Origin of the sequence: Streptomyces sp. R35, assembly GCF_041053035.1 — a bacterium.
Classification (GTDB): Bacteria; Actinomycetota; Actinomycetes; order Streptomycetales; family Streptomycetaceae; genus Streptomyces; species Streptomyces lutosisoli.
In genome coordinates this window covers 5,267,338-5,288,582 of sequence record NZ_CP163440.1, presented here as the reverse complement: position 1 = coordinate 5,288,582, position 21,245 = coordinate 5,267,338, and the positions used below count along the sequence as shown (strand labels likewise).

The following is a 21,245-nucleotide window of genomic DNA, read 5'->3' as shown; positions in this document are numbered from 1 at the left end:
GTCGGCACACGTCCGACGGTGGTTGCTCATGGGTGGAACGTTGATTATTCGGCCGGGTTCACGGGTCGGAGGCTGCAAGTACTGCTCGCAAGAGTGTGGAAAGCATGATCTCCGGACGGGAGTTGGTCGGGCACGCTGTTGGGTGTCTGAAGGTACGGCCGATACGGCTGCCTTCAGTGCCGGCCCCGGTAAAAATCCGCTTCGGTGGGTTGTGACGGGTGGTTGGTCGTTGTTTGAGAACTGCACAGTGGACGCGAGCATCTGTGGCCAAGTTTTTAAGGGCGCACGGTGGATGCCTTGGCACCAGGAACCGATGAAGGACGTGGGAGGCCACGATAGTCCCCGGGGAGCCGTCAACCAGGCTTTGATCCGGGGGTTTCCGAATGGGGAAACCCGGCAGTCGTCATGGGCTGTCACCCATACCTGAACACATAGGGTATGTGGAGGGAACGCGGGGAAGTGAAACATCTCAGTACCCGCAGGAAGAGAAAACAACCGTGATTCCGGGAGTAGTGGCGAGCGAAACTGGATGAGGCCAAACCATATGCGTGTGAGACCCGGCAGGGGTTGCGCATGTGGGGTTGTGGGATCTCTCTTTCACAGTCTGCCGGCTGTGAGGCGAGTCAGAAACCGTTGATGTAGGCGAAGGACATGCGAAAGGTCCGGCGTAGAGGGTAAGACCCCCGTAGTCGAAACATCAACGGCTCGTTTGAGAGACACCCAAGTAGCACGGGGCCCGAGAAATCCCGTGTGAATCTGGCGGGACCACCCGCTAAGCCTAAATATTCCCTGGTGACCGATAGCGGATAGTACCGTGAGGGAATGGTGAAAAGTACCGCGGGAGCGGAGTGAAATAGTACCTGAAACCGTGTGCCTACAAGCCGTGGGAGCGTCGGATATGTGCTTGCACATATCTCGTGACTGCGTGCCTTTTGAAGAATGAGCCTGCGAGTTTGCGGTGCGTTGCGAGGTTAACCCGTGTGGGGAAGCCGTAGCGAAAGCGAGTCCGAATAGGGCGATTCAGTAGCGCGCTCAAGACCCGAAGCGGAGTGATCTAGCCATGGGCAGGTTGAAGCGGCTGTAAGAGGTCGTGGAGGACCGAACCCACCAGGGTTGAAAACCTGGGGGATGACCTGTGGTTAGGGGTGAAAGGCCAATCAAACTCCGTGATAGCTGGTTCTCCCCGAAATGCATTTAGGTGCAGCGTCGTGTGTTTCTTGCCGGAGGTAGAGCACTGGATAGGCGATGGGCCCTACCGGGTTACTGACCTTAGCCAAACTCCGAATGCCGGTAAGTGAGAGCGCGGCAGTGAGACTGTGGGGGATAAGCTCCATGGTCGAGAGGGAAACAGCCCAGAGCATCGACTAAGGCCCCTAAGCGTACGCTAAGTGGGAAAGGATGTGGAGTCGCACAGACAACCAGGAGGTTGGCTTAGAAGCAGCCACCCTTGAAAGAGTGCGTAATAGCTCACTGGTCTAGTGATTCCGCGCCGACAATGTAGCGGGGCTCAAGCGTACCGCCGAAGTCGTGTCATTGCAGCAATACGCCCAACGGCGGCTGTGATGGGTAGGGGAGCGTCGTGTGCCGGGTGAAGCCGCGCCGGAAGGCAGTGGTGGACGGTTCACGAGTGAGAATGCAGGCATGAGTAGCGATACACACGTGAGAAACGTGTGCGCCGATTGACTAAGGGTTCCTGGGTCAAGCTGATCTGCCCAGGGTAAGTCGGGACCTAAGGCGAGGCCGACAGGCGTAGTCGATGGATAACCGGTTGATATTCCGGTACCCGCTGTGAAGCGTCAAACATTGAACCAGGCGATGCTAAGTCCGTGAAGCCGCCCCGGAGCCTTCGGGCAAAGGGGAGTGGTGGAGCCGACGGACCAGACCTGCAGTAGGTGAGTGATGGGGTGACGCAGGAAGGTAGTCCATCCCGGGCGGTGGTTGTCCCGGGGTAAGGGTGTAGGCCGTGCGATAGGCAAATCCGTCGCACATGAGGCTGAGACCTGATGCCGAGCCGATTGTGGTGAAGTGGATGATCCTATGCTGTCGAGAAAAGCCTCTAGCGAGTTTCATGGCGGCCCGTACCCTAAACCGACTCAGGTGGTCAGGTAGAGAATACCGAGGCGTTCGGGTGAACTATGGTTAAGGAACTCGGCAAAATGCCCCCGTAACTTCGGGAGAAGGGGGGCCATCACCGGTGAGAGGACTTGCTCCTTGAGCTGGGGGTGGCCGCAGAGACCAGCGAGAAGCGACTGTTTACTAAAAACACAGGTCCGTGCGAAGCCGTAAGGCGATGTATACGGACTGACGCCTGCCCGGTGCTGGAACGTTAAGGGGACCGGTTAGTCACTCTTCGGGGTGGCGAAGCTGAGAACTTAAGCGCCAGTAAACGGCGGTGGTAACTATAACCATCCTAAGGTAGCGAAATTCCTTGTCGGGTAAGTTCCGACCTGCACGAATGGCGTAACGACTTCTCGACTGTCTCAACCATAGGCCCGGTGAAATTGCACTACGAGTAAAGATGCTCGTTTCGCGCAGCAGGACGGAAAGACCCCGGGACCTTTACTACAGTTTGATATTGGTGTTCGGTTCGGCTTGTGTAGGATAGCTGGGAGACTTTGAAGCAGGCACGCCAGTGTTTGTGGAGTCGTCGTTGAAATACCAGTCTGGTCGTGCTGGATGTCTAACCTGGGTCCGTGATCCGGATCAGGGACAGTGTCTGATGGGTAGTTTAACTGGGGCGGTTGCCTCCTAAAGAGTAACGGAGGCGCCCAAAGGTTCCCTCAGCCTGGTTGGTAATCAGGTGTTGAGTGTAAGTGCACAAGGGAGCTTGACTGTGAGACCGACGGGTCGAGCAGGGACGAAAGTCGGGACTAGTGATCCGGCGGTGGCTTGTGGAAGCGCCGTCGCTCAACGGATAAAAGGTACCCCGGGGATAACAGGCTGATCTTCCCCAAGAGTCCATATCGACGGGATGGTTTGGCACCTCGATGTCGGCTCGTCGCATCCTGGGGCTGGAGTCGGTCCCAAGGGTTGGGCTGTTCGCCCATTAAAGCGGTACGCGAGCTGGGTTTAGAACGTCGTGAGACAGTTCGGTCCCTATCCGCTGTGCGCGTAGGAATATTGAGAAGGGCTGTCCCTAGTACGAGAGGACCGGGACGGACGAACCTCTGGTGTGCCAGTTGTCCTGCCAAGGGCATGGCTGGTTGGCTACGTTCGGGAGGGATAACCGCTGAAAGCATCTAAGCGGGAAGCCTGCTTCGAGATGAGTATTCCCACCTCCTTGAGAGGGTAAGGCTCCCAGTAGACGACTGGGTTGATAGGCCAGATCTGGAAGCCCGGTAACGGGTGGAGGTGACTGGTACTAATAGGCCGAGGGCTTGTCCTCAGTTGCTCGCGTCCACTGTGTTGGTTCTGAAACCACGAACAACCGTCGTAGCTATGCCACGGCTCCGGTTGACAGTTTCATAGTGTTTCGGTGGTCATAGCGTGAGGGAAACGCCCGGTTACATTCCGAACCCGGAAGCTAAGCCTCACAGCGCCGATGGTACTGCAGGGGGGACCCTGTGGGAGAGTAGGACGCCGCCGAACAAATTTTGAGAAGAAGCCTCAACTCTTGGGTATGTACCCGGAGTTGGGGCTTTTTCGCGTTCACCATGCAGTCATGTCCACGTCAACAACAGTCCTCTCTCCCGTCACGCTCTCGCGCCACCGTCGTGACTCATGGTCCTGAGACGCAGAAACAGACGTCGAGTTGTCACTGTGCTGGCAGGTACCGCCGTTCTCGCCACCGGGGCTGCCGTCGCGCTCGCGGCCGCGGGCGGGCAGGGCACGGCAGGTCCGAAGGACGATGGAACGGCCATCACCCCCGTCGGCTACAAAGTCACCCCCGCCGGCCAACAGGCCCAGCTCGGGAACCTCCCGCTCAACGCGGTGCTGTCGCCCGACAAGAGCATGCTCCTGGTGAGCAACGCCGGTCAGGGCACCCAGTCCTTGCAGGTGGTCGACCCCGAGGACTCGGAGGTCGTGCAGACCATCTCGTACAAGAGCCCGGCGGCGATCTTCACCGGGCTCGCCTTCAGTCCCGACGGCAAGCGCGCGTACGTCAGTGGGGGCGGGCGCGAGATCATCCACACGTATGACGTGGCGGACGGGCGGCTGACGGAGAAGGACCCCATCAAGCTGCCCACGAAGAACCCCGACGGGCAGGCCGTGAACATGTATCCGGCCGGGATCGCCGTGACGCCCGACGGGAAGCGGCTCGTCGTGGCCGACCGGCTGGCGGACGCGGTGACCGTGGTCAATCTCGGCGACGGTTCGATGGCGACCACGGCTGTGGGGCATGACCCGTACGCCGTCGTTCTCGCTGATGGCGGGAACACCGCGTATGTCACCAACCAGGGCGGCAAGACCGTCAGCGTGCTGGATGTCAGTGGGGCGGCTCCCGTGCAGAGCGACTCCATCGAGGTGGGGACGCATCCCAACGCCGTGGTCGCCGACGCCGAGGGGGACACCCTCTACGTCGCCAATGGGGACAGTGATCAGGTCAGCGTCATCGATGCCACGACGCGCAAGGTCACGCGGACCATCGGGCTCGCGCCGTACCGGCACGCTCCCGTCGGCAGCAATCCCGACGCGCTCACGCTCTCCGAGGACGGGCGGCGGCTCTACGTCGCCAACTCGGGGAACAACGACATCGCTGTCGTAGACCTGAAGGATGGGAAGACGGACGGGCTGATCCCGACCGCCTGGTATCCGACGGCCGTCATCGCGCATGACGGGAAGTTGTATGTCACCAATGCCAAGAGGCTTGGAGCCGGGCCGAACAACGGGCCCGGGTATCCCAACCCGACGTCCACCGCGGCGACTTCGCCCGACCAGTACTCCGGGTCGATGATGAAGGGGACCCTGTCGACCGTCCAACTGGACGGTGGATCGAAGCAGTTGAAGAGGTGGACGCGGACCGTCGTCGCCAACAACGGGTTCGAGCAGAAGGACAGTCCGCGGGCGAGCGGGGCGGTCGTGCCGCGACGGGTCGGGGAGAAGTCGCCGATCAAGCACGTCATTTACGTGGTGAAGGAGAACCGGACCTACGACCAGGAGTTCGGCTCGCTGAGCCAGGGCAACGGGGACGCCTCGCTCAATCTGTTCGGGGACGACTCCGCGCCCAACGCCCGTGCGCTGGAGCAGCGGTTTGTGACGCTGGACAACTTCTACGCGGACGCCGAGGTGAGCGCGCAGGGGTGGAACTGGACGGTGGCCGCCAACTCCAACCCGTACAGCGAACAGGGATGGCCCGCCAACTACTCCGGGCGCAACCACTCGTATCCGTCCGAGAACGGTGACCCGGCCATCGCGCCCAACAAGGATCCCGAGCACGCGTACATCTGGCAGCGGCTCGCGGACAAGGGCGTCGGCTTCCGCAACTACGGGTTCTATGTGAACGCGGACGCGGCGGGGAAGGCCGCGGCCCAGGATCCGGTGCTGAACGCCGGGACCGACCACGACTTCGGGCTGTACAACCTCAGTTGCCCCGACTCGGCGAACACCTTCCCCGCGCGCGGTACGACCTGCGGGAGCCCGCGGATCGAGGAGTGGAAGAAAGAGTTCCAGGGGTACGAGGCGAGCGGGGAGCTGCCCGCCTTCGAGATGGTGCGGCTGCCGAACGACCACACCTCCGGGACCAAGGCCGGCATGCCGACCCCGCAGGCGTACGTCGCCGACAACGACTGGGCGCTCGGGCAGCTGGTCGACGAGGTCTCGCACTCCAAGTTCTGGAAGTCGACGGCGATCTTCGTGACCGAGGACGACGCGCAGAACGGGCCCGACCATGTGGACGCGCATCGGACGATCTCGCAGGTCATCAGCCCGTACACGCAGACCGGGCGGGTCGACTCGACCTTCTACAGCACCGCCTCGATGGTGCGGACGATCGAGCTGCTGCTCGGGCTGTCGCCGATGACGCAGTTCGACGCGTACGCGACGCCGATGGTGAACTCGTTCACAGCGCGGCCGCGTGTCGAGGCGTACGACGCTGTGAAGCCGTCGACCGATCTGGCGGCTGTGAACACGGTCAACTCGCCCATGGCGAAGGTGTCCGCGAAACAGGACCTCACCAAGGAGGACCAGATCGACGAGCGGACCTTCAACGAGGCGATCTGGAAGAGCGTGCGGGGAGCCGAGTCCGTGATGCCCGCGCCTCGGCATGATCTGTACGGGGCTGTGCCCAATGACCAGGCCGCGGAACTGGATGACGACGACTGAGTGACGACGACTGGGTGACGATCACTGAGTGCCGGCCGCTGAGTGACGTACGCAAGCCCCCACTCCCCTCCGGGAGCGGGGGCTTGCGGGAGTGCGGTCACTTCAGGCGGGACGACGCGACGATCGAGACGATGTGCGCGGGGACGAGCAGCCATACGATCGCCGTCACGGCGACGGTCGCGATCTTCGTTGCCGTCAGGTCGCCGAGTGCCAGGTCGACGACGGCCGTCACGAGCAGCAGGATGGTGCACTCGATGCCGTTGACCAGGCGGTGGAGGCCGACGGCCGAGGCGAGGCGGCGGACCTGGGCGAGTCCGCTGGAGCGCGGCACGACGGACTGGTCGGTGGCCTTCTCCATACCGCTGTCAGAGCGGGCCACGTGGACCAGGTCGGAGGACGACTTCAGGAGCAGCACACCGATGGCCGCCGCCAGGCCGGCCACCAGGTAGGGGTCCAGGCCGAGTTCGGCGGCGCGGACGCCCATGCCGACCATGACGGCCGCGTCGGCGAGGTAGGCGCCGAGACGGTCCAGGTAGACGCCGAGCGGGCTGAACTGGCGCCGCCAGCGGGCCACTTCGCCGTCCACGCAGTCCAGCAGCAGGTACAGCTGCATGAAGACGACGGAGAGTACGGCCCCGCCCAGGCCGGGGATGACCAGGGCCACCCCGGAGAGCACGCCCGCGAAGACCATCACCGTCGTGATCTGGTTCGGCGAGACGCGCGTGCCCAGCATCAGGCGGGTCACCCGCAGGGAGAGCGCACGCATGTAGAGGCGGCCGGCCCAGTGCTCCGCCCTGCTCTCCAGCTTGCCCGCAGGGTGGATGACCTCGCGGAGTTCCTCTAGTTGGACCTTGGTCATGCGGCTTTCTCCCCTGGATCAATGTGCGTACAGGGAAGAGCATGACGGGGGCCCGGACGGCGGGCGTCGGCAGGGTGGATGTCCGGGGGATATCGGATGAGTGATGTCGTGCGCGCGTACTACGGTGGCTCCCATGAATCACGTGATCCGTTCCATACGTGCCGACGAGTGGGCCAAGGTGAAGGAGCTCCGGCTCGACGCCTTGAAGGACCCCGTCGCGCATCTCGCGTTCCTGGAGACCTACGAGGAGAGCCTCGCCAAGCCCGACGCGTTCTGGCAGGAACGGGCGGCCGGGGCGGCCGAGGGGACGACGGAGCGGCAGCAGTTCATCGCCGAGGACGCGGAGGGCGTGTGGGGCGGGTCCGTGGCCGTGCTGGTCGAGGAGGCGGGGTCGCGGGACTTCAACGACGTCTTGGTCGAGCAGCGCCAGGGGCACCTGGTGGGGGTCTATGTGCGGCCCGAGCACCGGGGGAGTGCGGTCGGTGTGACCGGGGCGCTCTTCGACGCCGCCCTTGAGTGGTCCTGGAGGATCGGGCTCGATCGCGTACGGCTCTTCGTGCACGAGAAGAACGGCCGGGCGGAGGCGTTCTACCGGAAGGCCGGGTTCGTGCCGAGTGGGCGGACCGTGCCGGCGCCGGGGGATGCCGGGGAGCTTGAGCTGGAGCTGGTGATCGAGCGGCCGGACGCGGGGGCCCGCTAGAGCGGGAGTTCGTACTGGGGCCAGCGGGACCTCGCCTGTTCCTGGGAGCGGAGCAGGGCCAGCGTCGGCAGGCCCCGGTCCGCTCCCGTGGCCAGGAGGTCCGGGAGCTGGGGGAGCGGGGCCACGGCCGCGACGTCGTCCAGGACGAGCGTGAGTGGTGGGTCGAGGCGACCGGAGGATGACCGTTCGGCCATGCGCCGGCCGCGCTCGACCACGCTTGAGGCGAGGGCCGTCAGGAGCGGCATGGCGCCGGGGTTCGCCTTGGGGTCCTCGATGGGTTCACCGACCACATAAAGCGTGCCCCCTTCGTTCACAAAGGAATCCAAGGCGAGGCTGTCAGTTCGGTTCGCAGTGCATGACTCACGGATGTTGACCGTGAAGAGGGAGGACAGCGCGCGGGCCGTCAACTCCTGGGCGATGTCGCGGCGTTCGGTGTGCGAGGTGAGGGCGGCTTCGAGTTCGCCGGCGGCGCCTGATGCGGCCTTGGGGTTCGTACGGAGGGCTCGTACGGCGTCCTGGACTTGGGTGCCCTGGGCCCAGCGGTGGACGTGGCGGAAGGGTTTGCCCTCCACGGCGGCCGCGTGCAGGTAGCTGCGCAGGAGCGTTTCCGCTACGTCTGCCATGGGCTGGTCGACCTTGGCGGTGGGGCGTACGGGGGCGAGGAGGGCGGTGGCTCTTGCCGCTGCCGTTGCCTTGTCCTCGCAGCCGGTTGATGGGGACCAGTGGAGGCGGGCCGGGGTGTCGCACAGGTGACTGGGGTCGTAGAGGAGGACGGGGCCCAGTTTGGCTCTGGCGTCCTTGGTCTCCGACCAGGTGTTGGGGTTCGAGGTGATGACCAGGGCTGGGCCTTCCGCGTCCCGTACGGCTTGGGTTGCAGTTGTGTGGCGGGATTCTGGTGGGGCCAGGACGACCGCGCCTGCGGCGCGGGTTTTTGCCCACCCGCCCACCCGTTTACTGTCAGTTGCATCGGGAGCCGCCGGAGCCGCGCCTTCGGCGCGGACGGTTTCCCACCCGCCCACCCGTTTACCGTCCGTCGCAGAGGGAGCCGTCCAGGCAGCCGTCGTCGGCCGCAGCTCCTCCGCCTGGCTCGGCACCACCGGCACCACCGGCACCACCGGCGCAACCTCAGCCGTCGCCTCCGCCCTCCGCCTGGCCCTTCCCGCCCGCCACCGCGCCACCGTCCCCATCACGAACACCGTCAGCACCAGCAGCACCATCAGCTGGCCGATGAACAGGCCCCAGAAGAGCCCGTACCCGGAGAGCTCGGCGGCCGGGGTGGCCGGCCAGGCGCCCGGCACGTCGTGCGGTTGGCCGATGAGGTGGCGCATGGCCAGGGGGGTGTGGGCGAAGGTGACTGCGTGTGGCCAGGCGCCGCGGGAGAACCAGCCCGCGAGGCCCGTCGCCGTCCACACCATCAGCGTCATGCCGAGGAGGAAGGCGAGTACCCCGACCAACAGCCCGTCGGGGATGCCGCTTTCCCCTTCGCGACGCCCGTCGCGCTGGTCCTGTCTCATCTCACGCCACCTCTCACGCCACCGTGGACTCGGAGGAGCCGTCGAGATCGCTGAGGTGCTGTTCCATGAAGGCCGCCGCCCGCTCCTCCGCCTCCAGTTCCGCGGCGCGCAGCGCGTCGTCGGCGAGGTGGTCGGCGGAGGACTCGGTCATGGCGCGGTCGGTGAAGACGAGGGGGCGTTCGGTCTCGGTGATCAGGTGCTTGACCACCTGCACGTTGCCGTTGACGTCCCACACCGCGATGCCGGGCGTGAGGGTGGGGATGATTTCGACCGCCCAGCGAGGCAGGCCCAGCACCCGGCCCGTCGACCGTGCCTCGTCCGCCTTCTGGGCGTAGATCGTCCGTGTCGACGCCATCTTCAGGATCGCCGCGGCCTCCTTCGCCGCCGCCCCGTCGACCACGTCCGACAAGTGGTGGACGACCGCGACGAACGACAGGCCGAGGCGTCGGCCGAACTTCAGCAGCCGCTGGAAGAGCTGGGCCACGAAGGGGCTGTTGATGATGTGCCACGCCTCCTCGACCAGGAAGATGCGCTTCTTCCGGTCGGGGCGGATCCATGTGTGCTCCAGCCACACGCCCACGATCGCCATCAGGATCGGCATGGCGATCGAGTTCCGGTCGATGTGGGAGAGGTCGAAGACGATGAGGGGGGCGTCCAGGTCGATTCCGACCGTTGTGGGGCCGTCGAACATGCCCCTCAGGTCGCCGTCCACCAGGCGGTCCAGGACCAGGGCCACGTCCAGACCCCACGCCCGTACGTCGTCTATGGCGACGTTCATCGCCTCGGCCGACTCCGGCTCGGGGTGCCGTAGCTGCTCCACGATGTCGGTCAGCACCGGCTGGCGCTCGACGATCGTCTCGTTGACGTAGGCGTGGGCGACCTTCAGGGCGAAGCCGGACCGCTCGTCCAGGCCGTGGCCCATCGCGACCTCGATGATGGTGCGCAGCAGCGCCAGCTGGCCCGTCGTCGTGATCGCCGGGTCGAGCGGGTTGAGCCGGATCCCCATGTCCAGGGCGGCGGTCGGGTCGAGACGGATAGGAGTTATCCCCAGCTCTTCCGCGATGAGGTTCCATTCGCCGACGCCGTCCTCGCCCTGCGCGTCGAGGACGACGACCTGCCGGTCGCGGAACCTCAACTGCCGGAGTACGTACGTCTTCTCAAGCGCCGACTTGCCGTTGCCGGACTCGCCGAGGACCAGCCAGTGCGGGGCCGGGAGCTGCTGCCCGTACAGCTGGAAGGGGTCGTAGATGTAGCCCTTCCCGGAGTACACCTCGCGGCCGATGATGACGCCCGAGTCGCCGAGGCCCGGGGCGGCGGTCGGCAGGTAGACCGCCTGGGCCTGGCCCGTGGAGGTGCGTACGGGGAGGCGGGTCGTCTCGACCTTGCCGAAGAGGAAGGACGTGAAGGCGTCCGTGGCGGCGGACAGCGGATCCCGCATCAGAGCATCAGCCCCATCAGAACATCAGCCCCTACCTGCGGATTCCGGTGGCGAACGGCAGTGTGTTGACGAAGGCCCGGTGGTGCTCGCGGTCGCACCACTCCAGCTTCAGATACGACTTGCCGGCCGAGGCGCGGATCGTGCGCTTGTCGCGCGCGAGGGCCTCGGGGGAGCGGGAGGAGACGGTAATGTAACCGACCAGGTTGACGCCCGCCGCGCCGCTCGCGAGGTCCTCGCCGCGCTGGTCGAGACGGTTGTGGGAGGCCACGTCACGGGGGTCGACGGTCCGGTTCATCTTGGCGGCGCGCGACGCCTCCGCCTCGTCGTTCGTCTTCTCCGTCAGCATGCGCTCGATGGCGACCTCGGTGGGTTCGAGGTCCATCGTGACGGCCACCGTGCGGATGACGTCCGGGGTGTGGACGAGGAGCGGGGCGAGGAAGTTGACGCCCACCGGGGTCATCGGCCACTCCTTCACCCAGGCCGTGGCATGGCACCAGGGGGCACGGGTCGAGGACTCGCGGGTCTTCGCCTGGAGGTAGGTGGGCTCCATGGCGTCGAGCTCGGCGGGCCAGGCGTTGCGCTTGGTCATCGCCTGGATGTGGTCGATCGGGTGGTCGGGGTCGTACATCGAGTGCACGAGGGAGGCCAGCCGCCCCTGACCGAGCGGCTGCCGTACGCGGATATCGGCTTCCTGGAGCCGCGAGCAGATGTCCGTCAGCTCACGCGCCATGACGACGGCGAGCCCCGCGTCCCGGTCCACCTTCTTGCCGCCCTGCGGCCGGGCCGCGCGGGCCATCGCCTGGGCCTCGGCGGCCAGCTCGCGCGAGTAGTGCATGCAGGCGACGAGGTAGGCGCGGTGCTGCTCGCTGCTCGTCGACACCATGGACTGGAGCTGGTCGTACGACTGCTGCAGCCAGCCCGGGGCCCGCTCGTCGCCCCGTACGGCGACATCCTTGGCGTGGGCGTCCGGGTCGGCGGGCAGCGTGCGCGCGAGCATTTGCAGCCGGGTCACGAAGCCGTCGCCGTTGGCGACATGCTTGAGGAGGGTGCCGAAGCGGTCGACGAGGGCTTCCTGGTCTTCGCTGTCGCGCAGACCGACGCCCGGTCCCTCGATCTCGATGGCGGCCGTCACCGTGCGGCGGTCGGCGTGGAGGAGGACGGCGATCTCGTCAGGGCCGAAGGGGGCGGCGAGCCAGGAGATCCGCCCGATCCCCGGGGGCGGGCCGATCTCGATCTCCCGCCCGTCGACGCGCGTACCGGCCTCCATGACATTGCTGCGGTACGCCGTCCCCTGGCGCAGGCTCCGCTTGTAACTGCGGTTGATCTCGAACCACTTGTAGAACGTACGGCGCTTGTAGGGGATGTACACCGCGGCGAGCGCCAGCAGCGGGAATCCCATCAGCAGCACGATCCGCAGGGAGAGGACAGGGACGAGCAGGCCGCACATCATGCCCAGGAACGCGCCCCCGATGATGAGCGCGATCTCGCCGGACTCGCGATTCCGGCCGACGATCGCGTTCGGCCGGGCGCGGCCGATCAGATATGTACGGCGGGGCGTGACCGGATGGGACACGTGGGACTCGGTCGTCAACGCCCTTCACCTCCCGTGCGGTTGGGACTGCTGTTGCGGGTGTTGCTCGCGTGCGGGGTGTTGGCCGGGCTGGTACGCGGTGGGGGTGCGGCGGAGGGGACAGATCCGCCGCCTCCGTTCGGCGTACGTGTACTGTGCGCGGCCACACCGCCGGACACCGGGTTGGCGGGGCGGGGCTGGTTGCCGCCGCCTCCGCCGCCGTTGTTGTCGGCGCGGGAGCTGTGGGTCTTGATGCCCTGCGCGACCAGGGTCGCCGGGGAGCTGATCACGGCCGCGGCCTTGCCCTCGGCGCCCTGCATGATGCGGTTGTTGCGGGAGCCGGCGATCTCGTCGCCGAAGCCCGGTACGAAGCGGTAGATCATCGCGCTGGCGAAGATGGCGAGCAGGATGATCGCGAGGCCGGAGACCACGGCGGAGAACGCGTCCGGGCCGTTGTCGGTCGACAGCGCCCCCGCCAGCCCCAGCACGATCACGATCACCGGCTTCACCAGGATCACCGCGATCATGATCCCCGCCCAGCGGCGCACGTGGCCCCACAGGTTCTTGTCGACCAGACCCGCGTACACGACCGTGCCGAGCAGCGCGCCGACGTACAGCAGTGCGGCCCGGATGACGAGCTCCAGCCACAGGACTCCGGCCGCGAGGATCGACACCAGCGACACCACGATGAGCATGATGGGGCCGCCGCCGATGTTCTCGCCCTTGTTCAGCGCGCCGGAGAAGGTCCCGAAGAACGTGTCCGTCTGGTTGCCGGTCGTCTTGGCGAGGACCTCGGTGACGCCGTCGGTCGCCGACACGACGGTGTAGAGGATCAGCGGGGTGAAGGCGCTCGCCAGCACCGTCAGCCACAGGAAACCGATCGCCTCGGAGAGCGCGGTGGTGAGGGGGACACCTCGCACCGCCCTCTTCGCCACGGCCAGCAGCCACAGGAGCAGGGTCAGGATGGTCGACGCCGCGAAGACCACCGCGTACTGCTGGAGGAACTTGGGGTTCGTGAAGTCGACGTTCGCTGTGTCGTTCACGGCGGCGGAGAGCTTGTCGACGGTCCAGGAGGCGGCGTCGGCGCAGCCCTTGGCCAGGGAGGAGAGGGGGTCGAGGGTGGAGGTGAGGCTGGGGTCGGTGGTGCTTCCGGAGCCGCCGCTGTCGCTTTCGCAGTACTTCTTGGCGGGGCCGCGAACGTACTGGCAGGGGTTGCTGCTGGGCGAGGGGCTGGGTGCCGCGACGGCGTTGGTGGCGAGCAGGACGGCAGCGGACTGCACCGCCGCCATTGCGGCGGCGAGGGAGAGCGCACGACGGGCCTTGTTAGCGGGCATACGTGAACCCTCCGTATTCCTCGACAGCCTTGGTCATGTCGTCGGCGGTGGAGGCCTTCTGGTCCCGGCCGACCGGGACCGGCCCGTCCTTCTGCGTGAAGTCGCTGACCTTCCAGTCTCCGTTGATCCACTTCAGCTGGTACGTCGTCGTGTACCAGCTCTCGGAGACGGGGTTCGTGGACCCGTCACCGGAGAGGCCGAAGAGCGACGTGTACCAGAGCTCGACCGTGGCGGTGTCGGCGGTGGAGGCGGTGACCTTGGTGCCCACGGGGATGATCCGTGAGACGAAGGTCTGCCCGGCCGGCGCCGATCCGTCCTTGCTCAGGCCGATGTTGGTCAGGAACTTCTCGCTGGTGTACGCCGCGTCCAGGTCGGGCAGTCGCGCGGCGGCTACGTCGGGCGCGTACACGGCGTTGACGATGGTGTGCCGCTGCTCCGTGTTGAACATGCCGGTCGAACCCAGGGCCACCCCGTAGTTGGTCGCAGCGCTCTGCGCCCCCTGCGCACTGTGCGCGAACCCCGCCGGAATCCCCGCCGCCTTCGATGCCACCGGACGCTCCCCGGAAGCCGCCGTGGGCGAGGTCTTGGCCTTGTCGCTGTTCCCGCTTCCCGAACCCGAAGAGGAGTCGTCCCCACGGTTCGCGAAGGCGATGGCGGCGATCAGGAGGACGACGACGCCGACGACCGTGATCAGGCTCCGTGAGGAGGACCCGCGGCCGCGCCGCGCACCGCCGTAGACGTCGCCCGTGCGGTCGGGATAGCGGGTGCGTGTCTGCCCGGAACCCCCGTACCCCCCGTCGTCACCGCGCGCGCCGTCGCCGGGTTCGTCACCGAGACTCATGCCGCGTACGCCCCCTCAACCTCTCGCTGAACCAAGTAGTACGACGGTAGCCGTGCTGGTTCCCGCGCGGGCGCGGTGTGGTGACTCGACATCAGGGAAACGCAACCTCAGCCGGTGGGCACGACGGACGGGTGGGTCGGAGGAGAGAGGGATCCGGGCGCGCCCGGCCAGGTGTGGGGGTGTCGGACACCCCCTGGACCGCTACACCGCCATGCCGTACACGATGGTGAAGAGCGTGCCGAGGGATCCGATGATGAAGACTCCGGTGAGGCCCGCGATGATGAGGCCCTTGCCCTGTTCGGCGCTGAAGGTGTCGCGGAGGGCGGTCGCGCCGATGCGCTGCTTGGCCGCGCCCCAGATCGCGATGCCGAGGCAGAGCAGGATGGCGACCGCCATCACGACCTCGATCATCACCTTCGCCTCGTTGCCAAGGCTGCCGAAGGGACCCCAGTCCGGAGCGATCCCGCCGATGATTGTGGTGATGTCGCCCTTATCGGCTGCGAAAAGCATGTAAGTCACCGCCCCTAGTGGGTAGTTCTGCACCCTCTGCCACTGCGCGCAGAGGTCGGGCCCATTCTCGCCGACAAAGACGCTGTCGTATGTCGACTTGACGTCATTGATTGGCGGGTTTCGTACGAATCCCTTGCCACCGGCTTACGCGGGATCCTGGCGGGAGGCGTATGACGGTATGCGGAGGGTCGTATGGTCACTCTGTGTATCACGGCCGGTCACGCCGGGCAATGAAGTCGGAGCGGAACCTGTGGTGTGGTTCCGTCGTTAACCCCTTCTACGTGGCGCACGCCCCGCCCGCCTCGTAGCCATGCCGCACGCCTGTCCCGTTTCTGACGGGCCGTCGCGCCGATGCCCAGCCGATGTCCAAAGGCTATCCCGCTGTCTCCTGGCACGGGAAAACGGGCCGCGGCTGGTTGCCGCGGCCCGTTCATCAGGTGCTGCCGGGGATCCCCACATGACCCCGGCGGCCCCCCGCTCCCAGAAGGTCAGCCGGTGAAGGCCGCGACTCCCTCAGGGGTGCCCCAGCCGGTCGGGCCGTCGTAGCCGGACGTGGCGGTGCAGAGGTAGCTGGTGGTGCAGGTGCCGTTGTTGCCCGAGGTCACGTCGTTGAGGGCCGAGGTGCCGGCCGCCGTGTACGGGAACTTCGCCGGGTAGGAGCTGGTGGACGGGGTGCCCGCGAGGGCGTAGACGCCCGCGATGATGGGCGACGAGGCGCTCGTACCGCCGAAGGTGTACCAGCCCGCCGTGATGCCGTACGAGTCGTAGACCGCGACGCCGGTGGCCGGGTCGGCGACCGCCGAGACGTCGGAGATGGTGCGCTTCGAGCAGCCGGTGTCGGTCTGCCAGGACGGCTTGGGGTCGTACGCGGAGCAGCCGGAGCCGGTGCCTTCGGTGCTGCTGGTCTTCCAGACCGTCTCGGTCCAGCCGCGGGTGGTGGAGGTGGCCTTGGTCAGCGCGGTGCCGCCGACGGAGGTGACGTACTGCGAGGCGGCGGGCCACTCGGCGCCGTAGCCGCTGTCACCCGCGCTGACGGTGATGGCGACGCCCGTGTGCTTGAAGTACGAGGTGTCGTACGTCGTGTCGGAGGAGGACTCGGAGGCGCCGTAGCTGTTGGAGACGTACTTCGCGCCCAGCGTCACCGCCTCGTTGACGGCGGTGCCGAGGTTGGCGATGGTGGCGGACTTGGCCTCGACGAGGAGGATGTTGCAGTTCGGGCAGATGGCGCTGGCCATGTCGAGGTCGAGGGAAATCTCCTCGGCCCAGCCGGTGTTGCTCGACGGAAGCGAGGTCGTCGAGCCGGTCTGGCTGACCTTCTTGAAGCAGCCGTTGGCGGTGGTGCACGCCGACAGGCCGTAGTACGAGCGGTAGGTCGCGAGGTCCGCCTCGGCGTTCGGGTCGTTGTACGCGTCGACGATGGCGATGGTCTCGCCCGAGCCGTTGGAGGCGGCGGCCGACGTCAGACCGTACGCGGCCTGGAGGTCCGTCGGCCCGAAGCCGGACGGGGTGGACGCGTCGGCGGCCTTGGGGGTGACGCCCTTGGCGTACGCCTTCTCCGACATGTACTCGGTGACGCCGCTGGTGACGCGCTTGGCGTTACAGGCCGCGACGTCCGTCTTCGTGGGCGTGGCGCACGCGCGGGTCCAACTGACGTGGGGGGTGACCTTCGCGACGCGGGACGCCTGGGCGTCCGCGCTGCCGGCGCTGCCGAATGCGGCGAGGACGAGGGCGGCGGTGCCGAGGGCGGCCGCGCCTATCCGGCCGAGGCGGCGGCTACCGCTCGCGGACGGTCTTTGGGGGTGTGTGGTGCGCAACGTACAGCCTCCTGGGAGTGGTTGACAGGGGCAGTGCAGGTGCGCCGCCGGTACGAGGTCCCCGGCGGTGGGCCGAGCGGCCCGCGGATGACCATCCCTTGTTGAGTACGTGACAACAAGAGGCTTATGGAATCCTTACTTCCGCCATACCGAAGCGGGCCTTCACGTGACTTCTCCATGGCTGTCGGATGGCTTGAGGGTGGTTGAAGCTTGACTCAACTCACAGCTGTTTCACGGGAATTGAACAGCTCGTCAGTAAGGCAAAACCGGTGGTCATGGCGCCGGAAACGCGCCGCGCGGGCAGCGGAACGGGCCGCGTGGACACAGGAACGGGGCTGCGATGACACGGGAACGGGCCGCGGCTGGTTGCCGCGGCCCGTTTCAGACGCCGCCGGGGGATCCCCACTTCCCCTCCTCGGCGGCACCCGTTCGGTGCTCGGAGGTCGATGTCAGCCGGTGAAGGCGTCGATGCCCTCCGGGGTGCCCCAGCCGGTCGGGCCGTCGTAGCCGGACTTCGCGGTGCAGAAGTAGCTCGTGGTGCAGGAGCCGTTGCTGCCGCTGGTCACGTCGTTGAGGGCGGAGGTGCCGGCTGCGGCGTACGGGTACTTGGCCGGGTAGTCGCTGCTGCCCGGGGTGCCGGCGAGGGCGTACACGGACGCGATGATCGGGGCCGAGGCGCTGGTGCCGCCGTAGGTGTTCCAGCCGGTTCCGTCGGAGCCGTAGCTGTCGTAGACGGAGACTCCGGTCGCCGGGTCGGCGACGGCCGAGACGTCGGAGATCATGCGCTTCGAACAGCTCGTGTCGGTCTGCCAGGTCGGCTTCGCGTCGTACGAGGAGCAGCCGGAGCCGGTGCCCTCGGTGCTGCTGGTGTTCCAGACGCTCTCGGTCCAGCCGCGGCTGTTGGAGGACGTGGACAGCTTGGTGCCGCCGACCGCGGTGACGTACTTGGAGGCGGCCGGGTACTCGGCGCCGTAGCCCTCGTCGCCGGCGGAGACGGTGATGGCGACGCCCGCGTGGTTGAAGTACGAGGAGTCGTACGAGGTGTCGGAGGAGGACTCCGAGCCGCCGTAGCTGTTGGAGACGAACTTCGCGCCCTTGGTGACCGCGCGGTTCACCGCGGTGCCGAGGTTGGCCATCGAGGACGACTTGGCCTCGACGAGGAGGATGTTGCAGTTCGGGCAGATGGCGCTGGCCATGTCGAGGTCGAGGGAGATCTCGCCGGCCCAGCCGCTGTCGGCGGTGGGGAGGGAGGTCGTCGAACCGGTCTGACTGACCTTGCTGAAACAGCCGTTGGCGGTGGTGCAGGCGGAGAGGCCGTAGTACGAGCGGTAGGTCGCGAGGTCGGCCTCGGCGTTCGGGTCGTCGTACGCGTCCACGATCGCGATGGTCTCGCCGGAGCCGTTGGAGGAGGCGGCGTCGGTCAGGCCGTACGCCGACTGGAGGTCGCTCGGGCCGTAGCCGGTGGGGGTCGCGGAGGCGGCGTTCGGCTTGACGGTCTTGGGGGCGATGCCCTTCTTGGCGGCCTGCTCCTCCTGGAAGGCGGTGGTGCCGCTGGTGACGCGCAGGGCGTTGCAGGAGGCGTAGCCCTTCTTCGGGGTCGCGTCACACTGCGAGGTGTACTTCACGTGGGCCTTGGCGACCTGGGCGGCGATGGCCTTGGCGCTGACTGCCTTCGGAGTCACGGGAGTTGACGCACTCGCGTGGACGGCGGTGCCGAGACCGCCGATCACGAGGGCGGCGGTGGCGAAGGCGGAGGCGCCTATTCGGCGCCAACTGGTGTGCGTGGTTGATCTGTTGGTGCTGGTTGTGGGGGGTGCGGTACGCAACGTACAGCCTCCTGAGAGTGGTTGACAGGGGCAGTGCGGGTGCTGCGCGGCGCCGGTGCGGTGTCCCCGGCGGCGGGGCCGTGTGACCCGCGTAGACCTTCTCCTTGTTGAGTACGTGACAACAAGAGAGATCTGGAATCCTGACTTCCGCTATACCGAACCGAGGTGATCGACTTACCGCGCAATGGGCTCTCGATGGCCGGAAGCTGACGGTGGCTTGACTCGAGGTGCGGGGGGAGGTGTACGGGCAGCGCCGGGCTTTGGCCTTGGCCTTTGGGCGAGGTTTCGTGGGCCGGGGGAGCAGGGCGTGGGGGCGCGGGCTTCCTGAGCGGTGCTGTTGGGGCCGCCCGCTTCTTGGCAGTGTCGTGCTTCCGCGGGCCGAGTAAAGGGCGCTCCGCTGCGCTACGCGTCGGCTGCGCCGATTCCGCTTCGCTCCACCCTTGACTCGGCCCGCTCCAGCACGGGGGAGAAGCGAGCGGGCGGCCGGGGGTGAGGGGTCCCCGGGTGGGTTTCCGGCGGCCGGGGGTGAGTCGTGGCCCGGGGTTGGTGTGGCGCGGTCGCGCCTCGCCGGCACGCCGGGTGGGCTTGGCGGCGAGCGGTGGGTGGGGTGGCGCGTTCGGCGGTGGGGGCACGCCGGGCCGGCTCAGCGGCGAGCGGCCGGTGGCCGGGGGAGGGGGTGGTTGGCGGGGGCCGCAGGGCGCAGGAGGGCGCGGGAGGGGGGTGATTGGCAGATTTGTTCCAGCGGGAGGCAGGAGAAGGCAGGAATACGTGGGTGGAGCGGGGTCCTGCGTGGAACGGATCTGCCAATCGCCGCCTGATTCAGTGGAACCGGGCGGAAGCAGGGGGCGCGGTCGGCGGACAGGACCGACGTGGTGCCCACGCCGAGGCGGCGGGCGCGCGCACCCCAGCAGTCCACTCAGGGGTGGCCGCTAAGCCGGCCCGGCGTGCCCCCGGTCGTCGGATGCGCCGCCCCACCGGCCGTTCGCCGCTAAGCCGGCCCGGCGTGCCGGCGAGGCGCGTCCGCGCTCGATCGGCCGGGGGTGACTGGTCACCCCCGGGTGTCGGGAGCCCACCTGGGAACCCCTCACCTCTGGGCCGCCCGCTCGCTTCTCCCTCGTGCTGGAGCGCCCCGAGTCAAGGGTGGCCCGGAGGGCCATCGCCGAAGGCGACGCGTAGCGCCCTTTACTCGGGGCGTGGAAGCACGACACTGGCCAAGAAGCGGGCGGTCCCGACGGTTACTTCATGAGCGGGGTTCAGCAGGGGCCGAGGGTTCCTCGTCCTCCAGGCCCTCTACGAAGTGGTCGAACTCGCCTGCCTGTACGCCCAGTACGAAGGCGTCCCACTTCTTCTGGGTGGTCGTGACGACGTTCTCCGGGTCGCTCGTCTCGCGGATGTAGACCAGGTCGTTGTCTCCGAAGGCGAGTTCGATCCAGGGGCCGGGGCCCGTCGCGTCGTCCGGGGCGGCGCGGACCCAGTCGAGGTTCGGGGGGACTTCAGCCACGGCGGTGTTCCTTCTTGAGGGTGTGGAGGAGGGTGCGGAAGGCCACCGGGGTGGCCCCGAGTATGGCTCCGCTGGGATCGCTGCTCTCGGTGAGATGGATCGTCCCGGCATCGCCTCCGGTGACGTGCACGCAGGACTCGCCTTCGCCGCAGTACGACGACTTCTGCCAGGTTGCTGTGGGCACATCTACCTCTCAGAGGGTCTGGATGATGCTGTGGATGAGGGCTCGGGACTCTGTCTCGATCAGGCTGAGCGCCGTCAGCCGGTCGAGGACCGTGCGGTACTTGTCGAGTTGGGCCTCGGCATCCAGCAGGACGATTCCGTGCGACTGGTCCAGCTGGACGGTGTCGAGCTGCGGAACGGACCCGTGGACGTAGTAGAGGGGCTGTCCCGATCCGGGGTACCCGCCGGCGTCGAACGGGATGACCAGGATCGAGATATTGGGATGCTCGCCGATTTTGAGTAGGTGCTTGAGTTGCTGGCGGGCAATCTCCCGGCCGCCGAACCTCATGTGCAGGGCGGCCTCGTGGATGACCGCCTGGTACGGGATCATCGGCTTCCCGTGGAAGAGCACCGCCTGCCGCTTGATGCGGAACGACGCGCGGTGCTCCACCTCCGAGGGCGACAGTTCGGGTACGACCTGGCGGAAGACCTCGCGGGCGTGATCCATTGTCTGGAGAAGGCCGGGGATGCCTGAGGTATGCGCGGTGCGCAACGCGGTGCCGTTGCGTTCCAGTTCGGCCAGGTCCAGCAAGCCTGCGGGCAGGATGTCCCGGTACTCCTCCCACCAGCCGCGCTTGCGCTCCCCTGTCATCCCGGCGATGGCCTCCACCAGGGCTTTGTCCTGGCACTCGTACTGGCAGGCCAGCGTGCGTACGCGCTCCGCGCTCACACCGAGGCGTCCGGTCTCCATGTTGCTGACCTGAGCCTGCTTGATTCCCAGAAGCTGGGCGGCCTGCGTTGACGTCAGCCCCGCCCGCTCACGCAGTCTGCGCAGCTCGGCGCCGAAGCGCAGCTGACGTGCCGTTGGGTTGGTCCTCACGGGCATGCCCGTCGTTCCTCCGTGCTGTCAGGTCA

14 protein-coding genes and 2 rRNA genes are annotated in these 21,245 nt (G+C 66.9%); 4 read left to right on the top strand and 12 right to left on the bottom strand.

Going from position 1 to position 21,245, the window contains the following annotated elements; translation table 11 throughout:
- Nucleotides 1-265 precede the first annotated feature (265 nt).
- The 3 genes from AB5J50_RS24220 to AB5J50_RS24210 all read left to right on the top strand — a co-directional run bounded on the left by AB5J50_RS24220 (nucleotide 266) and on the right by AB5J50_RS24210 (nucleotide 6,261).
- Nucleotides 266-3,385 (top strand): 23S ribosomal RNA (locus AB5J50_RS24220).
- A gap of 86 nt (nucleotides 3,386-3,471) precedes the next feature.
- Nucleotides 3,472-3,588: ribosomal RNA gene (rrf, locus tag AB5J50_RS24215) — 5S ribosomal RNA — on the top strand.
- A 171-nt stretch (nucleotides 3,589-3,759) separates the two neighbouring features.
- On the top strand, nucleotides 3,760-6,261 hold the full coding sequence (locus AB5J50_RS24210) for a beta-propeller fold lactonase family protein (RefSeq protein ID WP_369260463.1): 2,502 nt from the start codon (nucleotides 3,760-3,762) through the stop codon (nucleotides 6,259-6,261).
- A 97-nt stretch (nucleotides 6,262-6,358) separates the two neighbouring features.
- Here the strand turns inward: AB5J50_RS24210 and AB5J50_RS24205 are convergent, their stop codons facing one another.
- Nucleotides 6,359-7,120, bottom strand: coding sequence for a CDP-alcohol phosphatidyltransferase family protein (locus tag AB5J50_RS24205; RefSeq protein WP_369260462.1), 762 nt, complete (start codon nucleotides 7,118-7,120; stop codon nucleotides 6,359-6,361).
- A gap of 133 nt (nucleotides 7,121-7,253) precedes the next feature.
- Here AB5J50_RS24205 and AB5J50_RS24200 point away from each other — a divergent pair, with 133 nt between their 5' ends.
- Complete coding sequence (locus AB5J50_RS24200) at nucleotides 7,254-7,820, top strand: GNAT family N-acetyltransferase (protein ID WP_369260461.1); 567 nt, start codon at nucleotides 7,254-7,256, stop codon at nucleotides 7,818-7,820.
- Here the strand turns inward: AB5J50_RS24200 and AB5J50_RS24195 are convergent.
- The 11 genes from AB5J50_RS24195 to AB5J50_RS24145 all read right to left on the bottom strand — a co-directional run bounded on the left by AB5J50_RS24195 (nucleotide 7,817) and on the right by AB5J50_RS24145 (nucleotide 21,216).
- On the bottom strand, nucleotides 7,817-9,334 hold the full coding sequence (locus AB5J50_RS24195; RefSeq protein WP_369260460.1) for a type IV secretory system conjugative DNA transfer family protein: 1,518 nt from the start codon (nucleotides 9,332-9,334) through the stop codon (nucleotides 7,817-7,819). The genes AB5J50_RS24200 and AB5J50_RS24195 overlap by 4 nt on opposite strands.
- Nucleotides 9,335-9,347: 13 nt before the next feature.
- Nucleotides 9,348-10,772: an ATP-binding protein gene (locus tag AB5J50_RS24190; protein WP_327429870.1), complete on the bottom strand. Its 1,425-nt coding sequence runs from the start codon at nucleotides 10,770-10,772 to the stop codon at nucleotides 9,348-9,350.
- 31 nt (nucleotides 10,773-10,803) lie between these two features.
- A complete protein-coding gene (locus tag AB5J50_RS24185) occupies nucleotides 10,804-12,363 on the bottom strand; it encodes an SCO6880 family protein (RefSeq protein ID WP_369260459.1) in 1,560 nt (519 codons plus the stop codon).
- A complete protein-coding gene (locus AB5J50_RS24180; RefSeq protein WP_369260458.1) occupies nucleotides 12,360-13,676 on the bottom strand; it encodes a hypothetical protein in 1,317 nt (438 codons plus the stop codon). Before AB5J50_RS24180 ends, AB5J50_RS24185 begins: the two co-directional genes overlap by 4 nt.
- Nucleotides 13,666-14,517, bottom strand: a complete 852-nt coding sequence (locus AB5J50_RS24175; protein WP_369260457.1) for a hypothetical protein — start codon at nucleotides 14,515-14,517, stop codon at nucleotides 13,666-13,668. Before AB5J50_RS24175 ends, AB5J50_RS24180 begins: the two co-directional genes overlap by 11 nt.
- Nucleotides 14,518-14,718: 201 nt before the next feature.
- The gene (locus AB5J50_RS24170; protein ID WP_028804304.1) at nucleotides 14,719-15,027 is read right to left on the bottom strand and encodes a hypothetical protein; all 309 of its coding nucleotides are present in this window, start codon (nucleotides 15,025-15,027) and stop codon (nucleotides 14,719-14,721) included.
- A gap of 488 nt (nucleotides 15,028-15,515) precedes the next feature.
- The gene (locus AB5J50_RS24165) at nucleotides 15,516-16,841 is read right to left on the bottom strand and encodes a peptidase S8 (protein ID WP_369260456.1); all 1,326 of its coding nucleotides are present in this window, start codon (nucleotides 16,839-16,841) and stop codon (nucleotides 15,516-15,518) included.
- Nucleotides 16,842-17,290: 449 nt separating this feature from the next.
- Nucleotides 17,291-18,667, bottom strand: coding sequence for a peptidase S8 (locus AB5J50_RS24160; RefSeq protein ID WP_369260455.1), 1,377 nt, complete (start codon nucleotides 18,665-18,667; stop codon nucleotides 17,291-17,293).
- Nucleotides 18,668-19,907: 1,240 nt separating this feature from the next.
- Nucleotides 19,908-20,168, bottom strand: coding sequence for a DUF397 domain-containing protein (locus tag AB5J50_RS24155; protein WP_369260454.1), 261 nt, complete (start codon nucleotides 20,166-20,168; stop codon nucleotides 19,908-19,910).
- The gene (locus AB5J50_RS24150; RefSeq protein ID WP_369260453.1) at nucleotides 20,161-20,352 is read right to left on the bottom strand and encodes a DUF397 domain-containing protein; all 192 of its coding nucleotides are present in this window, start codon (nucleotides 20,350-20,352) and stop codon (nucleotides 20,161-20,163) included. Before AB5J50_RS24150 ends, AB5J50_RS24155 begins: the two co-directional genes overlap by 8 nt.
- Nucleotides 20,353-20,361: 9 nt before the next feature.
- Complete coding sequence (locus tag AB5J50_RS24145; protein ID WP_369260452.1) at nucleotides 20,362-21,216, bottom strand: helix-turn-helix domain-containing protein; 855 nt, start codon at nucleotides 21,214-21,216, stop codon at nucleotides 20,362-20,364.
- Nucleotides 21,217-21,245: the final 29 nt, after the last annotated feature.

Excerpts from the sequence above, each read along its gene's own strand:
- AB5J50_RS24205 (WP_369260462.1), bottom strand. The coding sequence starts at position 7,120 with ATGACCAAGGTCCAACTAGAGGAACTCCGCGAGGTCATCCACCCTGCG.
- AB5J50_RS24200 (WP_369260461.1), top strand. The coding sequence starts at position 7,254 with ATGAATCACGTGATCCGTTCCATACGTGCCGACGAGTGGGCCAAGGTG.
- AB5J50_RS24195 (WP_369260460.1), bottom strand. The coding sequence starts at position 9,334 with ATGAGACAGGACCAGCGCGACGGGCGTCGCGAAGGGGAAAGCGGCATC.
- AB5J50_RS24190 (WP_327429870.1), bottom strand. The coding sequence starts at position 10,772 with ATGCGGGATCCGCTGTCCGCCGCCACGGACGCCTTCACGTCCTTCCTC.
- AB5J50_RS24180 (WP_369260458.1), bottom strand. The coding sequence starts at position 13,676 with ATGCCCGCTAACAAGGCCCGTCGTGCGCTCTCCCTCGCCGCCGCAATG.
- AB5J50_RS24175 (WP_369260457.1), bottom strand. The coding sequence starts at position 14,517 with ATGAGTCTCGGTGACGAACCCGGCGACGGCGCGCGCGGTGACGACGGG.
- AB5J50_RS24170 (WP_028804304.1), bottom strand. The coding sequence starts at position 15,027 with ATGCTTTTCGCAGCCGATAAGGGCGACATCACCACAATCATCGGCGGG.
- AB5J50_RS24145 (WP_369260452.1), bottom strand. The coding sequence starts at position 21,216 with ATGCCCGTGAGGACCAACCCAACGGCACGTCAGCTGCGCTTCGGCGCC.